Below are 14,967 nucleotides of genomic sequence, written 5' to 3'. Positions count from 1 at the left end.
TCTCAGACCGCGGGGTCTTCGGCCCGCGCCGGCTCGGAGAGCAGCTGGTCGAGGAGGGCGAGCGCAGCGTCCTGCGGGGCGTCGGGGTCGAGCAGCCACTGCGTCTGCAGACCGTCGGATGCCGCGATCATGAGCGCGGCGGCCGCCATCGGGTCGACGTCGGCGCGGATGCGGCCCGTGCGCTGGTTGTGTCGCACGCGCTCGGCGATCTCGGTGCGCACGCGCACGAAGCGCTCGGTCGCGAACTCCCGCGCGGCGGGGTGCCCCTCCTCCAGGGCCGACGCGACGAGCGACGAGTACAGCTGCACGAGGCCCTGCACCTCGTGGTTGGCGTCGCTCCACCGGCGCAAGAGCTCGGTGGGCGTCACGTCGGGGGGAGCGGGCTTCCAGTCGTCGCCGCGGGCCTCGGACTGGCGGTAGACGGCGATCAGGAGCTCCTCGAGCGACCCGAAGTAATGCGTGAGTGCGGCGTGCGTGACGCCGACCTCCTCGGCGATCGCGCGCAGGCTCGTGCGGTCGGAGCCGCGCTTCGCGAACACCTCGATGGCCCGATCGAGGATCTCCTGGCGACGGGCGACGCCCTTCGCGTACGACCCGCGCGGGGTCGGCTGGTGCTCCTCTTCTGCCATGCGCACAATGCTACCGAAGAAAAACCTCCACATGGAGGTTTTCGTGCTACCGTGTCCCGATGACCACGTCTTCCTCTGGGGCCGTCGGCGTCGGCATCATCGGCGCCGGAAACATCAGCGACCAGTACCTGACCCACCTGTCGAGCTTCCCCGATGTGCGCGTCATCGCGATCGGCGACGTCCTCGAGGATCGCGCGAAGGCGCAGGCCGCGACCTACGGCGTGCCCCACGTGGGAGGCATCGACGTCGTGCTGAACGACCCCGACGTCGACATCGTCGTGAACCTCACGATCCCGGCGGCGCACGTCGAGGTCTCGCTGGCGATCATCGCGGCCGGCAAGCACGTCTGGACCGAGAAGCCGATCGGCATCGACCGCGAGGAGTCGCAGCGACTGCTCACGACGGCGGACGCTGCGGGCCTGCGCGTCGGTGTCGCGCCCGACACCGTGCTCGGCCCGGGTATGCAGACGGCCAAGCGCGCGATCGCGCGCGGCGACATCGGCCGTCCGCTGTTCGCGACGACGTCGTTCCAATGGCAGGGCCCGGAGATCTTCCACCCGAACCCCGCCTTCCTCTACGCGAAGGGCGGCGGACCGCTCCTCGACATGGGCCCGTACTACGTGTCGGCGCTGGTGCACGTGTTCGGCCCCGTCGCGTCGGTCGCAGCCCTCGGCCTGCAGGGCTCTCCTACGCGCAGGGTGCAGGTCGGCGAGCTCGCCGGCACCGAGTTCCCGGTCGAGATCCCCTCGACGCTGTCGGTGCTGATGGATTTCGAGCGGGGCGGCCAGGCACAGAGCCTGTACAGCACCGACTCGCCGCTGAAGCGCCACGGCATCGTCGAGATCAACGGCACCGAGGGCACGATCGTGATCCCCGACCCGAACTACTTCGGCGGCGACATCACGATCACGCGCCCGCTCACCGACGTGTCCGTGAGCGAGCAGGAGATCATCCAGGTGCCGCAGGAGGGCGTCCTCGTCGGTCGCGGTCTGGGCCTGCTCGACATGGCCCGCTCGATCCGCGGCGGCCGCCCGCACATCGCCACCGGCGAGTTCGGCTATCACGTGCTCGACACCCTGCTGTCGATCGAGGAGGCGGCCGCGTCGCGCACGTACGTCGACGTCGAGAGCACGCTCGGCGAGGTCGGCTCGCTTCCCGCGGACTTCGACCCATTGGCCGCCACGCTCTGACGCGACCGCTTTCCACGCGAGACCCCGGCCGGCTGGCGGGGGTCTCGCGCAGAGGAGATGACGGATGCCGCGGGCTGCAGCATCCGTGATCCCGCTGTCTCAGCCGAAGAGGTCGCGAAGTCCGGGGAGCTCGAAGTTCGAGATCTGCTCGCCGAGACCTGTCACGGCCTCGCCGGCCCCGGCGAGCTGGTCGGACGCTCCGGCGACGAGGTCGCCCGCGCCGCCGAAGTCGACCCCGCCCGCGATCGCGTCGAGGTCGAGGCCGCCGGCGATGGCGTCGAAGTCCATGCCCAGCGTCGCCGCCTGGGCGAGGAGCGGGACGGCGACGGTGCTGACCACCGCGGCGCCGGCGACAGCGCCGAGCACCCCGCCCGCGCCGACGAGTGCCGCGCTGCGCGCCATGCCTCCACCGGCCGGCGTTCCGCGGCCACCGCGCCCGACCCGCGCGAGGAGGCCCGCCATCGCCCCCGGACGCATCGCCTCGGTGCGAGCCGCCGCACGCGCAAGGTCCGGCGCGTCGGCGGAGCGCGGCTGCTCGGCCGGACGCAGCTCGGTGCGCATGCCGGCCTGCACCTGCGCCCGCTGCTCGGGCGTCAGTCGCGCGAACGCCTCCCGATGGATGGCCTCGACCTGGTGCGGGTCGGAGGTCTGGAGCAGGTACTCGTAGCGGGCGATCGCGGCCCGGTCGGCGGCGGTCGCGGGTGCCGCCGTGTGCGACGGGGCGGTGGGTGGCGCGGCGGCGCCGGGCGCGGTCGACGCCGGAGGAGGCGTGAGGCCGACCGCAGCCGCCGGCGCCGGCGCGGCGGGCGCCGACTGCCATGGCGCGGCCGCGGGCGGTGCTGCCGCGGAGCGCTGGTCACCGGCGACGGCCCCGGCGACATCGCGGACCATCGCGCGCCAGTCCGTGCCGCTGCCGGGCTTGGCACCCTTCGAATCGGACGAGTCGAGAGCCTTGGCGGCAAGGCCGAAGAGTCGGTTGAGGGAGCTCATGGGGTTTCCTTCCGGGTCGGAGACGTGGCGTGACGAAGAACGCCAAGGTCTCCTCCGCCCCGAAGGGCCGGCAACCCGGGATCCAGCGCTGGATCCGTAGTGACGAGCGTGCCGCAGGCGGGAGTACTCCCCTTGTGCGATCCAGCCTAGGGGCGTGCCCCTCCCGCGCGGCGCCCCGACGTCGGCACTCTCAGCAGATTGATCGATTCCCCCGCACTCCGCGTCGTGCGCGGCCGCGTCAGCCGGCGAGCACGCGCGCGGTCGCCTGTGCCTGGATGCTGAGCTCGGCAGCCTTGAACGCGTGCGCCTGCGTCATCGCGATCTCGGTGCGGTCGAGGCAGTCGCGGATCAGCTGCCCGAAGAACGGGAAGCCGGTCCTGCCGTCCGCGTCGAAGCGCTGCTGGCCGTCGTGGTTCACGAGCAGCACCTGACCGCCGCCGTTGTCGGTGGTGATGTCGATGTACTTGCGCAGCTCGAGGTAGCCGTCCGTGCCGAGGATGACGGTGCGACCGTCGCCGAACACATCGATACCGGCCGGTGTGAACCAGTCCACGCGCACGTAGCCCGTCATCCCGTTGTCGAGCACGACATGGGCGTCGCCGAAGTCCTGCAGTCCAGGAGTCTCGCGGTGGGCGTAGTTCGCGATGGTCGCGCTCACGACCTCGCCGTCGGTCGCCCCGGTGTAGTACAGCATCTGCTCGAAGTTGTGGCTGCCGATGTCGCAGAGGATGCCGCCGTACTGCTCCGGGTCGTAGAACCAGTCGGGGCGGCCGGTGCCGATGCGGTGCGGACCGAAGGACACGACCTGCAGCACGGTGCCGATCGCGCCCTGCCCGATGAGCTGGCCGGCGAGGATCGCCGCTTCGGAATGCACCCGCTCCCCGTAGTACACGGCGAATTTACGTCCCGTGCGCGCCGTCGCCTCGCGGGCGGCGGTCAGCTGCTCGAGCGTCGTGATCGCCGGCTTGTCGGCGAAGAAGTCCTTGCCCGCCTCGATCACGCGCAGACCCAGGGGGGCACGATCGGAGGCGATCGCCGCACTCGCGACGAGGCGCACCTCGGGGTCCGCGAGCACCTCCTGCTCGCTCGCCGCGATGCGCGCCTGCGGGAATCTCTCGAGGAAGTCGCGGACCTTGTCAGGGTCGGGGTCGTAGACGAGCGACAGCGTCGCGCCCGCCTCGACGAGCTGATCGACCATGCCGTGGATGTGGCCGTGGTCGAGGCCGACGGCCGCGAAGACGAACTCTCCGGGGCCGACGACGGGCTCGGGAAGCGGATCGAAGGTGTACTTCAGGGTCATCGTGCGTCCTCCTGGCCCGTCACATCGTAGGTGCGCAGTCGCCCGCACATTCCGAAGCCGCGTTCCCCCGCCGAGGCGACGGCCTCGTGGAGGCGCGCTTCGGCGAGGTGGGCGACGGAGCCTGCGGCCACGGCTTCGGCGAGGGCCAGCGAACGCTCGGCCTCGGCCAGCGGCCCCTCGCGCACGATGTCGGGCCACTTCTCCGCACGACTGCGGACGAGGGCGCCGGCGGCTTCACGGAAAGCGTCGAGCGGACCGCGGTCACCTGCGACGACCGCGTCCCGCAGCATGCCGAAGCCCGCGACGGCGAGGTCGCGCCGGCGGGCGGCGCGTTCTGCGCGGCGAAGCGGATCGCCCAGGTCCGCCGCGGCGGCGTAGGCCGCAGCATCCGTCACGATCTCCGTCGGAAAGGTCATCACGGCGTCGCCCGCCTCCGGCAGACCCGCGTTGCTCATGAGCACGATCACCCGCAGGCCGCCGTGGTTGACGGCGCGGTGGATCGTGCCGGGAGCGAACCACACGACCGTCCCGGCAGTGAGCGGGGTCTCGCGGAAGCCTGCGGCGTCGAGCGTCTGCAGCGCGCCCTCGCCCGCGATGACCGCATAGGCCTCGGTCGACACGAGGTGCATGTGGGGGCTGCCGCCGCAGACGCCGTCCGGCGCCGGGCCGTCGTAGACGTCGAGGTGCGACAGCGAGATCCCTCCGGGGAAGGATGCCGCGGTCACGACGCGGCCTCGACGAGGGAACGGGTCTTCTCTGAGAAGTGCGGTGCGCGCGCGACCAGCTGCCCGGCGCGGTAGTACGGGTCGTCGGCACCCAGCGGCAGCGCGGTGAACCGACGCTCGAAGCCCGCCTTGTAGATCGCGGTGACGACCTCGACGGCGTTGCGACCGTCGCGGCCGTCGGCGACGAGCGCCTGGCCGTCACGGATCGCCGCCAGCAGGTCGCCGATCTGCCCGGCGTGGCCGCGGTGCGGCAGCGGCTCGCGTCCGGCCACGAGCGCCTCGATGCGGTCGACGCGCTCGGCATCGCCGCCGGCCGCAGGGAAGCCGTCGGGGCGCGAGGACTCGGCGACGACAGCCCACGGCAGCGCGATGCTCGCATCCGCACCCTGGATGACGATCTGCTGGTCCTCGCCGTGGTGCACGACCGAGCTCGTGATCTGTGCGAGGCCGCGGTCGTAGCGGAGCACCGCCACCGACAGGTCTTCGACCTCGGCGTTGTCGTGCTGCGCGTTGGCGAGCATCGCGACGATCTCGTTCGGCCGGCCGAGCAGCCACAGCAGCAGGTCGATGTGGTGGATCGCGTGGTTGAGGGTGCAGCCGCCGCCCTCCTTCTCCCACGTGCCACGCCACCACAGGTCGTAGTACGCCGGCCCGCGCCACCAGGACGAGTCGACGCGCACATGCGAGATCGAGCCGAGCAGGCCCGAGTCGACGACGGCCTTGAGGGTCGCGACGTCGTCGCGGAAGCGGTTCTGAGCGACCACCGAGAGGATCTTGCCCGAACGCTCCTGCGCGGCGAGCATGGCGTCGCACTCCTCGAGCGACGGCGCCATCGGCTTCTCGACGAGCACGTGCACGCCCGCGTCGAGGGCTGCGATGGCGAGCGCGGCGTGCGTCGAGGGCGGGGTGCCGATGCTCACGACGTCGAGCGCGGCCGCGGCGATCATCTCGAGGGGGTCGTCATAGGGCGTCGCGCCGTCGAGTTCGAACGCGGCGGCCTTGAGTGCCGCCTTGCCGGGGATGACGTCGGCGAGTGCCACGATCTCGCACTGCTCCGGGAAGGCGAGGTACCCGGCGATGTGCGCGTCCGCGATCCCTCCGGTGCCGATGATTCCGATCCTGAGCATGTGTCGCGTCCTCCTCGGCGCACTACTACGTATTACTAAGACGTAGTAGGTACTATCGCAGGGGGCCGTGGGCTTCGTCAAGCGCTTTCCCATCGGGCGAGCGGGTCAGGGGCGGTCGACGGCGGAAGGAGAGTCGCGTGGAGAAGCGTCCGACGAGCCATGACGTGGCCCGTGCTGCCGGAGTGTCGCAGTCGACGGTCTCGTTCGTGTTCACCGGTCGCGCCGGGATCTCGCCGGCGACGCGACAGAAGGTGCTGACCGCCGCGGCCGAACTCAACTATCGCCCGAATCTGGCGGCTCGTTCCATGCGCACCCGGCGAACGGGCCGGCTCGCGGTGGTCGTGCCGATCGCGACCCTCACCCCGTTGACGCTGCTCCCGGGCGCGATCGCGGCGGCGCAGGAGGAGGGGTACGTCGTCGAGGTGGTGAGCCTCCCGCACCAGATGACCGAGCGCGACGAGCGCCTCGCCGAGCTGATCGGCTCGGGCCAGTACGAGGGTGTGCTGTCGTTCACTCCCCTCCCGTCCGCCCACGCGGGCTCGGGGCCCGCCCGCGAGCTGAGGGCGGATCCGCGACCCGAGGAGGGCGAACCCGACCAGGTCGTCGTCCTCGCCGTCGCCGAGTTCGACGACGACATGCACTCCGCCGGAGCGTTGGCCGACGCCCTGCCGATCGTGACGATGATGGAGCACCTCGCTGCCGGAGGTCAGCGACGGTTCCTGCATCTCGCGGGGCCTCGGGACTTCCGCTCGTCGCTGGCGCGTCGCGAGGCGTACCTCGCGACCATCGAGCGGCTCGGCCTCGAGTCCTTGGGCGTCATCGACGGCGATTGGAGCGGTCGCTCCGGCGAGGATGCCGTGAACGCCCTGCCCGACGGCATCCTTCCGGTCGCCGTGATCGCCGCGAACGACCTCATCGCCACCGGAGCGCTTCGCGCCGCGACGAGGCGCGGCTGGCGCGTGCCCGAGGATCTCACCCTCACGGGGTGGGACGATCACCCCCAGAGCGCCTTCCTCGCGCCGTCGCTCACGAGCGTGCGGCAGGATCGCGAGCGGCTCGGTGCACACTCCATGCATCGCCTCATCGCGGCGGTGCGGGGTCTGCCCGCTCCCCCCGCGCCGACCGACCTGCTGCGCGTGGTGTGGCGTGAGTCGACGGGTCCCGTGCCTGCGGCGTAGCCCGAGGCTCTCCGGCCGGACCAGCCCGTTACAGCCGGCCGACGGTCTCGATGTCCTCGAGGAAGTCCGCGGCCACCTGTGCCGACACCGTCGCGCGGGTGCCCGCGATGGCGGCGGTGTAGTCGTCCATGAACGGGCCCTCGGGCTCGGATAAGCCCGAGTCCACGGCGTTCTCGAGGGCGGACTGCGACGCCTTGCGCGCGGCGAATTCGATGTCGGCCGGCGAGAACCCGTCGGTCATCGCGACCAGCTCGGGTACGTCGATGCCCACCGCGGCCTCCGGGATGTAGCGGCGCCAGATCGCGTCGCGCGCCTGCTGGTCGGGAAGGCCGATCGGGATGACGTAGTCGAAGCGGCCGTGCCGGAGGAACGCGGCATCCAGCGATCTGATGAAGTTCGTGGCGCAGATCAGGAGGCGTCCGGGCTGCTCGCGGAAGGCCGGGATGATCTTGAGCAGCTCGTTCGTGACGCCCTGCGTGGGCGAAGGCGGCTCGCCCTGACGGTGCGAGGCGATCTCTTCGACCTCGTCGATGAAGACCACGGCGTGCTCGAGTTCGGCGATCGTCGCGAAGGTCTCACGCAGCGCGCCGGCGAGTCCACCGGGGTTCGCCGCGAGCCGGGAGGGGAAGACCTCGACGAACGACCACTCCAGGCGCGACGCGATCGCCTTGGCGAACGTCGTCTTGCCGGTGCCGGGCGGGCCGAACAGCACGATCGCGCGCGGCGGCACGACACCGAAGCGCTCCGCGAGCTCGGACTGCGCCAGCGGCAGCACGACTCGCCGTTCGAGCAGCTCCTTCTCGGTGTTCATGCCGCCGACCGCGTCCCAGAGGCCGCGGGGCAGCACGCGTCCGCCGAGCTCGGCGAGGCGCTTGAGCTCCTCGCGCTGGACGGGGATGTGCCGCTCGAAGTAGTGGAGGTCCTGCTTGAGCTCGAACCCCTGGTGCAGGAACGCGCCCATACGGGTCTCGGCGGCGGGCATGAGCGCAGACAGCTTCGAGATGCCCTGGGGGGCCATCCGTGCTTCAAGCGCGGAGAGGAGCGACGAGCCGATGCCCACGCCCCGGACGTGGGAGGCGGTGGCGAGGAAGACGACCCAGCCCTGCGCGTGCGCCGCACGGCCGATCGCGGCACCGACGACCTGCTCGCCGACGACGGCGACCACGGCGTGATCCTTCGCGCACGACGTGAGCACCTCGGAGAGGCTGTAGACCGGCTCGACGCCCTCGCCGATGACCTGCTCCCAGAGTCTCAGGATGCCGTCGACGTCGTCGGCGTGATAGTCGCGGATGCGCCAGCCTGCCATGCCCGGACTCCCTTCGGTGCGAGGTGGGTCGCCTCAGGCTACCCACGCGGCAAAGGTGCGGACAGTCGTATTAAGCGCGTCCGGCCGGACGGACTGTCGGGCGCCCGGCCGGACGGGTCTCAGGCGGCGGGGACGAGGATGTCGCGCACCAGCGCGTCGAGCTGCGCGTCGGCGTCGAGGAACTGGCGCAGGGTGTTGCGCGCGGCGCCGAAGTCGGCGAACTCCTCGGGACGCATGCCGTCCACGTCGTAGGCGCGGCGGAACTCGCTGAGCGAGACCAGCTCGTCGAGGACGGCGGCGGGCACGGGCTCGCCGATGCGGTCTTCGGCGGGGATGCCGTTGGCGTCGATGCGGTGCTGCCAGTCGAACGGCGGCGACACCACGAGGTCTCCCCCGACGAGCTCCGACCACTGCAGGTGGTTGCGGAAGGCCGCCGACAGGATGCGGCTGCGGAAGCCGCGCTCCTGGAACACCGAGTGCGCCTTCTTGAGCGCTGCGACGCCGGCCCAGTCGAGTGTGCCCGGCGTCGTGAGGATGCGTTTCTTCACGGTCCACACCTTGAGCCAGTCGTCGAGGCGGCCGCCCATGATCGTCACGACGTGGCCGAACTCCCGCTCAGGGAGGCCAGCCTCGCGGCGACGGGCGAGCGCGCGGTCGAGCGCCTCGCCGACGGCGACGGCCTGCGGCACGGTGAAGCTCAGCGTCGAATTGATGCTGACGCCACGGAACGCGGCCTCCTCCATCGCGGCGATGCCGGTCGCGGTCGCGGGGATCTTGACGATGATGTTCTCGGCGAGCTGCGAGAATTCGACCGCCTGTGCGACGAGGGCGTCGACGTCGCGGTGCAGCCGCGGGTCCGTCTGGATCGACAGGCGGCCGTCACGCCCGCCGCTCGCCGCGAACGCCGGCTCGAGCAGGCGCGCGGCCTCGATCGAGAGCTCCTTGACGGCCTGCCAGCCGAGCTCGGATTCGCCCCAGGTCGGATGCGCGGCGGCGAGCTCGTGGAGGCGGGGCGTCCACACGTCGGGGTGAGTGCGGATCGCGGTCAGCGCGATCACCGGATTGCAGGTGGCGCCCACCGCCCCGAGCGCGATCGAACGGCGCAGCTCGTCGGGGTCGGCTGAATCGTTCCACAGCACGGTGCGAAACCGCTCGGCAGCCTGCACGAAGGGCCGGGCAGGGGCATCCGTGACGATCGTCATGGTCCGGCCCCCTCAGACGCTGGCGACCACAGGCTTGGCCGCCGGCACGGCGAGTTCGCCCGTCATGTACTGGGCCCGACCGAAGCCGAACGACCAGTCCTGCGGGCCGTTCTCGACGTAGCCGATGAAGACGTCCTCGCCATCGACACCCACGGTGGCCAAGCGCGTCGCGATCTCGGCGTACAGCTGCTGCTTCGTCTCGTCGCTGCGGCCGCGCTGCGTGAAGATCTGGATGATGACGGGGTCGGTGCGGTCGAAGCCCAGACCCGCGTCCTCGGCGACGATCGCGGTGCCGGGACGCGAGGTGATGACCTGGAAGCGGTCGCGAACAGGGATGCCGTAGACCGCGACGATCGCGTCGTGGATGGCACCGGCGATGTCGGCCGAGTTTGTGCGGGCGTCGCTGTGGTCGATGCGGACGAGCGGCATTGATGTCTCCTTCTCGGGAAGATGTTTGTCCGAACATTCTTACATTTAGGTCTTTCGGCGTCAATCCGACACCGGTGTTGCATCAGCCGAGGGAGTTATGACATTATGTCCTAACAAAGAGTTCTCGGGCAGTGTCCGCCCACGATCGACTCACGCAAAGGAGCGTCCTCGTGTCGCATACCAGCACCCCCTCCCGCACCGCCCGAGTCGGCGGAACCGCGGGCAAGGGCTTCCTCATCCGGCTCACGGTCATCTCGACGCTCGGTGGCCTGCTCTTCGGGTATGACACCGGCGTCATCTCCGGCGCCCTGCTCTACATGCGCGACGACCTCGCTATGACGACCGCGCAGGAGGCGTGGGTCGTCAGCTCGCTGCTGTTCCCCGGCGCCGCGTTCGGTGCGCTGCTCGGCGGTCGCATCGCGGACTGGCTCGGCCGCAAGAACAGCCTCATCGTCTGCGCGATCATCTTCCTCGTCGGTGCGCTGGGATGCGCGCTCGCCCCTAACGTCGCACTCATGGTTGCGGCCCGAATCCTGCTGGGCTTCGGCGTCGGCGCTGCGGCAGTCGCGTGCCCGCTCTACCTCGCCGAGATGGCACCTGCCGAGCGCCGCGGCCGCATGGTCACGATCAACGAACTCATGATCGTGACCGGTCAGATGCTCGCCTTCGCGATCAACGCGCTCCTGGCGGTCACCATCGAAGACACCCACGTGTGGCGCATCATGCTCGGAGTCGCCGCGATCCCCGCCGTCGTGCTCCTCGTCGGCATGTTCCTGCTGCCCGAGTCCCCGCGCTGGTTCGGTGCGCGCGGCCGCGTCGACGATGCGCGCCAGGTGCTGACTCTCAGCCGCAGCCCTGAGCAGGTCGAGGTCGAGGTGGCCGACATCGTCGCCACGGCGAAGGCCGAGGGCGACAGCCGCAAACATGCCTGGCACGCGCTGCGCGACAACCGCTGGATGCGCCGTCTCCTCTACATCGGCTTCGGCCTCGCCGCCGTCCAGCAGGCGACCGGCATCAACACGGTCAACTACTACGCGCCCAGCATCCTCACCGCGTCAGGCCTGGGTGACCAGGCTGCCCTCATCGCCACCATCGGCGTCGGCGTCACGAGCGTCGTCATGACGATCCTCGGCATCTGGCTGCTCGGCTTCGTGCCGCGGCGCGTCATGCTCATGATCGGATTCGGCGGCGTGGTCGGTTCGCAGCTGCTCCTCGCGTTCCTCTTCACGCTGTCTCAGTCGGATGCCACGAGCTACACGATCCTCGCCGGCATGATGCTCTTCGTCGCGTTCGTGCAGGCCTTCATCGGCACCGGCGTGTGGCTGATGCTCAGCGAGATCTTCCCCCTCGCGATCCGCGGTCTCGCGATGGGCCTCGCCGTGTTCGTGCTGTGGACGGTGAACGCCCTCATCTCGTTCGTCTTCCCGCAGATCGTCGAGGGCATCGGATCGACGCCGACGTTCCTGCTGTTCGCCGCGGTCAACGCCCTGTCGTTCGTCTTCGTGTGGCGTGCGGTGCCCGAAACCAAGGGCCGCTCGCTGGAGCGCCTCGAGGAGGACTTCCGCACCCAGGCGATCCGCACCGTTCCCCGTCGCGAGCGCCTCGGCGCCTGATCTGATACCGCAAATGAGATCGGCCCGGGGCGACGCCCCGGGCCGATCTCATGCTGTCAGGAGACGAGATCTCGAGGAGCCCGCGCATCGTCGACGCCACCAGCACCGGGTCGTGCTCTGCGGCCTTCGTCGAGAACATCTCAATCGCCCACCAGCCGTCGTAGCCGGTCGACTTCACCGCACCTGCCCACTCCTGCGGCGGGATCGCGCCGCCGCCGATCACGACGTCGCGGTGCACGGTCTGATCGGGCACGTCGTTCTCGCGGTCGAGGTCGAGGCCATCGCACACGTGCACCATGCGATCACCTCGCGCGGCAGCGCCGCGACCTCCTCGAGGGTGTCGTCGCGCTCGGCGTCGTCGGCGTTCGGAAGGTGTCGTGTCAGCCGATGAGTTCGCGCAGCCGCTGGAGCTGGAAGCGCGAGACCTCGTCGGCCCTCTCGTCCTCAGCGAAGACGTTCGACACGATGAGCGCGTCCTCACGGTCGAGGTAGCCGGTCATGCGGAGCGTGTCGAACAGCTCGTCCCAGTTCACATCGCCGTCGCCGATGCGCAGGTGCTGGTGGATACGTGCCTCGTTGCCTGGCGGGTTCGAGATGTAGCGCAACCCGTGTGAGCGGCGGTGGTCGAACGTGTCGGCGGCGTACACGGCGCCCAGCCGGTCGCCGATCTCGGGGAGCAGGGTCGTCGCCCGGTCGCCGTAATGGAAGGTGTGCGAGGCGACGTACACGAAGCCGACGGCCTTCGAGTTGAGGCCTCGCAGCACTCGCCAGGCCTCGAGCCCGTCCTCCACGAAGTCATCGGGATGAGGATCGATGTTGAGGCGAAGCCCCTCCTCCTCGATGACGGGCAGCAGTTCGTCCATCGACCGGTAGAACGCAGTCTCGGAGTCCTCAGCGCGCTCGGGACGCCCGGAGAACTCGGTGTTGATGACCGGGATCTCCAGCTGCACGGCGAGCTCGATGATCCGCCGGAAGTTGCGCACCGCCGCCTCGCGCTGCGGCTCGTCGGGCCACGAGATCCGCTGCACGGGGAGGATGGCCGGCACGCCGACTCCGGCGTCCTTCGCTGCCTTCTTGAAGCGCGCGACAAGGTCATCGTCGGCCTTCGGGTAGCGGAAGAACGGCGAGAGGTCGACGTGCGGCGTGAGCTGCAGGTGCTCATATCCCAGGCGCGCGGCCACCTCCGGGAACTCGAGCAGCGAGAAGTCGTGGTGGAACGGCGTGGGGTCGAGCGCGATGCGGACCATGGTGTCTCCTGGGCGGTCGTCAGGCGTAGAACGCGGGGCGGGCGGGGGCGTCGACGGGGATCACGCCACCGTCGAGCGCCTTGACGCCGGCCTCGCAGGCGAGGGCGACGAGGTAGCCGTCCCAGGCGTTGGGGCCGTCGACGAGCGTCCCACCGCGCACGGCGTTCACCCAGCGCTGGATCTGCTCGTCGTAGGCGCGCGCGAAGCGTGTGACGAAGCTGGTGTGGTCGGCGATCGAGAACGCGCCGTCGCGCCAGGTCTGGAGCCCCGACGGCTGCCCGATGCGGGCGAGCCCCTTCTCGAACACGGCCTCGGTGGCCACCTGGTAGCCGAATTGCACGCTGACGTTCATCTCGACGTCGACGAGCACGCCGTTCTCGAGCTCCATGATCACGAGGATCGGCTCGCGCAGGTGCTCCGGCGACAGCGAGTTGCGCCGCGGGTATTTGACCTCGACCGTCTTGATCGGCGAGCCGGCGAGCCACGGGACGACGTCGAACTCGTGGACGACGGAGTCGTTGATCAGCATCGGTTGCGTGTAGCTGTCGGGCACCGAGGGATTGCGGTGCGCGCAGCGCAGCAGCATGAGCTCGCCCGCGTCGCCCGAGGCGACGAGCTCGCGCAGCGCCGCGTACTCCGCGTCGAACCGGCGCATGAAGCCGACCTGGATATGCGGCTTGTCGAGCTTCTGCTCCAGCTCGAGTACGCGCCACGACGAGTCCGAGTCGGGCGTGAGCGGCTTCTCGCAGAGGATCGGCAGGTCCGCCTCGAGGGCGGGCACCAGCACCGGCTCGTGGAACGGGCCCGGAACGGCGATGAGCACCGCATCGACGGCGTTCTCGGCGATGGCGTCCTCGATGCGGGCGAAGGATGCCGCGCCCGGCGCGTTCGCCGCGGCCGCCTGGGCGCGGCCCTGGTCGGGCTCGATGACGGCCGAGACGACGGCGCCGGCGATGCGGTGCGTGATGCGGGCGATGTGGTCGGCGCCCATCAGGCCTGCGCCGACGACGCCGATGCGGAGATCGGTGGTCATGTCCTTGGTTCCTTCGAGAGGTGCGGGAAGAGTGAGTGTCATCAGTGGGCCCGGGCGAAGTGCGTGCAGCTGAAGATGTGCTCGCGCGTGCGCTTGGCGATGGGGAACGGGTAGTCGACGTCACAGCCGTACATGTCCTGCTCGACGATCGCGAAGATGTCGTGGTCGATCGCGGCAACGGCCTCGATGATGGGTGCCAGGTCGGGCACGCCGTGCGGCGGTTCGATCATGATGCCCTGGGTGACGGCATCCGCGAACGGCACGTCGTTCTTCAGCACGTCGAACAGCAGCGACGTGTCGACCTGCTTGAGGTGCAGGTAGCCGATCCGCTCGGGGCGTTCCTCGATGAGCTTGACGTTGTCGCCGCCGTAGTAGGCGAAGTGCCCCGTGTCGAGGCACAGGTTGGTGTAGCGCACGTCGGTCTCGTCGAGGAAGCGGAGCACCTCGCGCGTGGTGCCCACGTGGCTGTCGGCGTGCGAGTGGAACTGCTGCTTCATGCCGAACTCCTCGAGCAGCGCCTTGCCGAGGCGGTCGTGGCCGGCGGCGAGCTTCGCCCACTGCTGGTCAGTGAGCGTGCGCGACTCGAGCACTTCGCTGGTCGCGTCGCTGCGCCACAGGTCGGGGATCACGACGAGGTGCTCGGCGCCGAGCTTCGAGGCGAGGCCGGCCACCTTGAGTGCCTGGTCCCAGGCGCGCTGCCACTGGTCCTCGCCCTTGTGGAAGCCGGTGAACACGGTGCCGGCCGACAGCTTCAGGCCGCGCGAGCCGAGCTCGTCCTCCAGCTGGTGCGGATCGGTGGGAAGGTAGCCGTACGGGCCGAGCTCGATCCACGTGTACCCCGAGGCGACGACCTCGTCGAGGAACCGCTGCCACGGCACCTGCTTGGGGTCGTCCGGGAACCAGACGCCCCACGAGTCGGGGGCGGTGCCGATGCGCAGGCCGGGACCGTCGGTGACGACGATGTCGGAGTCGGCGGGGATAGTGTCAGTCATTTCAGT

Annotated in this window: 14 protein-coding genes; 3 read left to right on the top strand and 11 right to left on the bottom strand. The window is 70.1% G+C overall.

Translation table 11 applies throughout. The annotated features are described in order from the left end of the window. Positions 1-2: 2 nt before the first annotated feature. Positions 3-629: a TetR/AcrR family transcriptional regulator gene (locus ACEYYH_RS03245; RefSeq protein ID WP_374976856.1), complete on the bottom strand. Its 627-nt coding sequence runs from the start codon at positions 627-629 to the stop codon at positions 3-5. 59 nt (positions 630-688) lie between these two features. Here ACEYYH_RS03245 and ACEYYH_RS03240 point away from each other — a divergent pair, with 59 nt between their 5' ends. Beyond that, complete coding sequence (locus ACEYYH_RS03240; RefSeq protein ID WP_374976855.1) at positions 689-1,819, top strand: Gfo/Idh/MocA family protein; 1,131 nt, start codon at positions 689-691, stop codon at positions 1,817-1,819. 99 nt (positions 1,820-1,918) lie between these two features. On the opposite strand, the gene ACEYYH_RS03235 is transcribed toward ACEYYH_RS03240, so the two are convergent. The 4 genes from ACEYYH_RS03235 to ACEYYH_RS03220 all read right to left on the bottom strand — a co-directional run bounded on the left by ACEYYH_RS03235 (position 1,919) and on the right by ACEYYH_RS03220 (position 5,961). Continuing rightward, a complete protein-coding gene (locus ACEYYH_RS03235; RefSeq protein WP_374976854.1) occupies positions 1,919-2,809 on the bottom strand; it encodes a cation-transporting ATPase in 891 nt (296 codons plus the stop codon). A gap of 238 nt (positions 2,810-3,047) precedes the next feature. Further along, a complete protein-coding gene (locus ACEYYH_RS03230) occupies positions 3,048-4,109 on the bottom strand; it encodes a Gfo/Idh/MocA family protein (RefSeq protein WP_374976853.1) in 1,062 nt (353 codons plus the stop codon). Beyond that, positions 4,106-4,834, bottom strand: a complete 729-nt coding sequence (locus tag ACEYYH_RS03225; protein ID WP_374976852.1) for a cupin domain-containing protein — start codon at positions 4,832-4,834, stop codon at positions 4,106-4,108. The genes ACEYYH_RS03230 and ACEYYH_RS03225 overlap by 4 nt, the downstream gene beginning before the upstream one ends. After that, a complete protein-coding gene (locus ACEYYH_RS03220; protein WP_374976851.1) occupies positions 4,831-5,961 on the bottom strand; it encodes a Gfo/Idh/MocA family protein in 1,131 nt (376 codons plus the stop codon). Before ACEYYH_RS03220 ends, ACEYYH_RS03225 begins: the two co-directional genes overlap by 4 nt. A gap of 137 nt (positions 5,962-6,098) precedes the next feature. Here ACEYYH_RS03220 and ACEYYH_RS03215 point away from each other — a divergent pair, with 137 nt between their 5' ends. Then, entirely contained in the window at positions 6,099-7,139 is a 1,041-nt protein-coding gene (locus tag ACEYYH_RS03215; protein WP_374976850.1) for a LacI family DNA-binding transcriptional regulator, read from the top strand. A gap of 28 nt (positions 7,140-7,167) precedes the next feature. Here ACEYYH_RS03215 and ACEYYH_RS03210 read toward each other — a convergent pair whose 3' ends face one another. The 3 genes from ACEYYH_RS03210 to ACEYYH_RS03200 form a co-directional block, all read right to left on the bottom strand. Further along, the gene (locus ACEYYH_RS03210; RefSeq protein ID WP_374976849.1) at positions 7,168-8,445 is read right to left on the bottom strand and encodes an ATP-binding protein; all 1,278 of its coding nucleotides are present in this window, start codon (positions 8,443-8,445) and stop codon (positions 7,168-7,170) included. Between the two features lie 119 nt (positions 8,446-8,564). Continuing rightward, the gene (locus ACEYYH_RS03205) at positions 8,565-9,647 is read right to left on the bottom strand and encodes a transaldolase family protein (protein ID WP_374976848.1); all 1,083 of its coding nucleotides are present in this window, start codon (positions 9,645-9,647) and stop codon (positions 8,565-8,567) included. Between the two features lie 12 nt (positions 9,648-9,659). Further along, a complete protein-coding gene (locus ACEYYH_RS03200) occupies positions 9,660-10,076 on the bottom strand; it encodes a tautomerase family protein (protein ID WP_374976847.1) in 417 nt (138 codons plus the stop codon). A gap of 170 nt (positions 10,077-10,246) precedes the next feature. On the opposite strand from ACEYYH_RS03200, the gene ACEYYH_RS03195 reads away from it, so the two are divergent. Next, positions 10,247-11,689 (top strand): sugar porter family MFS transporter, encoded by a 1,443-nt coding sequence (locus tag ACEYYH_RS03195; protein ID WP_374976846.1) that lies wholly within the window; start codon positions 10,247-10,249, stop codon positions 11,687-11,689. Between the two features lie 380 nt (positions 11,690-12,069). Here the strand turns inward: ACEYYH_RS03195 and ACEYYH_RS03190 are convergent, their stop codons facing one another. Genes ACEYYH_RS03190 through ACEYYH_RS03180 form a run of 3 tightly spaced genes read right to left on the bottom strand, consistent with a single transcriptional unit; the run spans position 12,070 to position 14,961 of the window. Next, the gene (locus tag ACEYYH_RS03190) at positions 12,070-12,936 is read right to left on the bottom strand and encodes a sugar phosphate isomerase/epimerase family protein (protein ID WP_374976845.1); all 867 of its coding nucleotides are present in this window, start codon (positions 12,934-12,936) and stop codon (positions 12,070-12,072) included. 19 nt (positions 12,937-12,955) lie between these two features. Next, positions 12,956-13,969: a Gfo/Idh/MocA family protein gene (locus ACEYYH_RS03185; protein WP_374976844.1), complete on the bottom strand. Its 1,014-nt coding sequence runs from the start codon at positions 13,967-13,969 to the stop codon at positions 12,956-12,958. A gap of 41 nt (positions 13,970-14,010) precedes the next feature. Next, complete coding sequence (locus ACEYYH_RS03180) at positions 14,011-14,961, bottom strand: sugar phosphate isomerase/epimerase family protein (protein ID WP_374976843.1); 951 nt, start codon at positions 14,959-14,961, stop codon at positions 14,011-14,013. Positions 14,962-14,967 lie beyond the last annotated feature (6 nt).

The organism is Microbacterium trichothecenolyticum (assembly GCF_041938625.1).
In the GTDB taxonomy this organism is placed as follows: Bacteria; Actinomycetota; Actinomycetes; order Actinomycetales; family Microbacteriaceae; genus Microbacterium; species Microbacterium trichothecenolyticum_D.
Note: the sequence above shows the minus strand (reverse complement) of the source record. Positions and strands in the feature narration are given on the sequence as shown.

What these genes read in the sequence shown, in the direction of transcription:
- ACEYYH_RS03180 (WP_374976843.1), bottom strand. Translation starts at nt 14,961, where the DNA reads ATGACTGACACTATCCCCGCCGACTCCGACATCGTCGTCACCGACGGT.
- ACEYYH_RS03230 (WP_374976853.1), bottom strand. Translation starts at nt 4,109, where the DNA reads ATGACCCTGAAGTACACCTTCGATCCGCTTCCCGAGCCCGTCGTCGGC.
- ACEYYH_RS03245 (WP_374976856.1), bottom strand. Translation starts at nt 629, where the DNA reads ATGGCAGAAGAGGAGCACCAGCCGACCCCGCGCGGGTCGTACGCGAAG.
- ACEYYH_RS03240 (WP_374976855.1), top strand. Translation starts at nt 689, where the DNA reads ATGACCACGTCTTCCTCTGGGGCCGTCGGCGTCGGCATCATCGGCGCC.
- ACEYYH_RS03235 (WP_374976854.1), bottom strand. Translation starts at nt 2,809, where the DNA reads ATGAGCTCCCTCAACCGACTCTTCGGCCTTGCCGCCAAGGCTCTCGAC.
- ACEYYH_RS03185 (WP_374976844.1), bottom strand. Translation starts at nt 13,969, where the DNA reads ATGACCACCGATCTCCGCATCGGCGTCGTCGGCGCAGGCCTGATGGGC.
- ACEYYH_RS03190 (WP_374976845.1), bottom strand. Translation starts at nt 12,936, where the DNA reads ATGGTCCGCATCGCGCTCGACCCCACGCCGTTCCACCACGACTTCTCG.
- ACEYYH_RS03200 (WP_374976847.1), bottom strand. Translation starts at nt 10,076, where the DNA reads ATGCCGCTCGTCCGCATCGACCACAGCGACGCCCGCACAAACTCGGCC.
- ACEYYH_RS03210 (WP_374976849.1), bottom strand. Translation starts at nt 8,445, where the DNA reads ATGGCAGGCTGGCGCATCCGCGACTATCACGCCGACGACGTCGACGGC.
- ACEYYH_RS03205 (WP_374976848.1), bottom strand. Translation starts at nt 9,647, where the DNA reads ATGACGATCGTCACGGATGCCCCTGCCCGGCCCTTCGTGCAGGCTGCC.
- ACEYYH_RS03220 (WP_374976851.1), bottom strand. Translation starts at nt 5,961, where the DNA reads ATGCTCAGGATCGGAATCATCGGCACCGGAGGGATCGCGGACGCGCAC.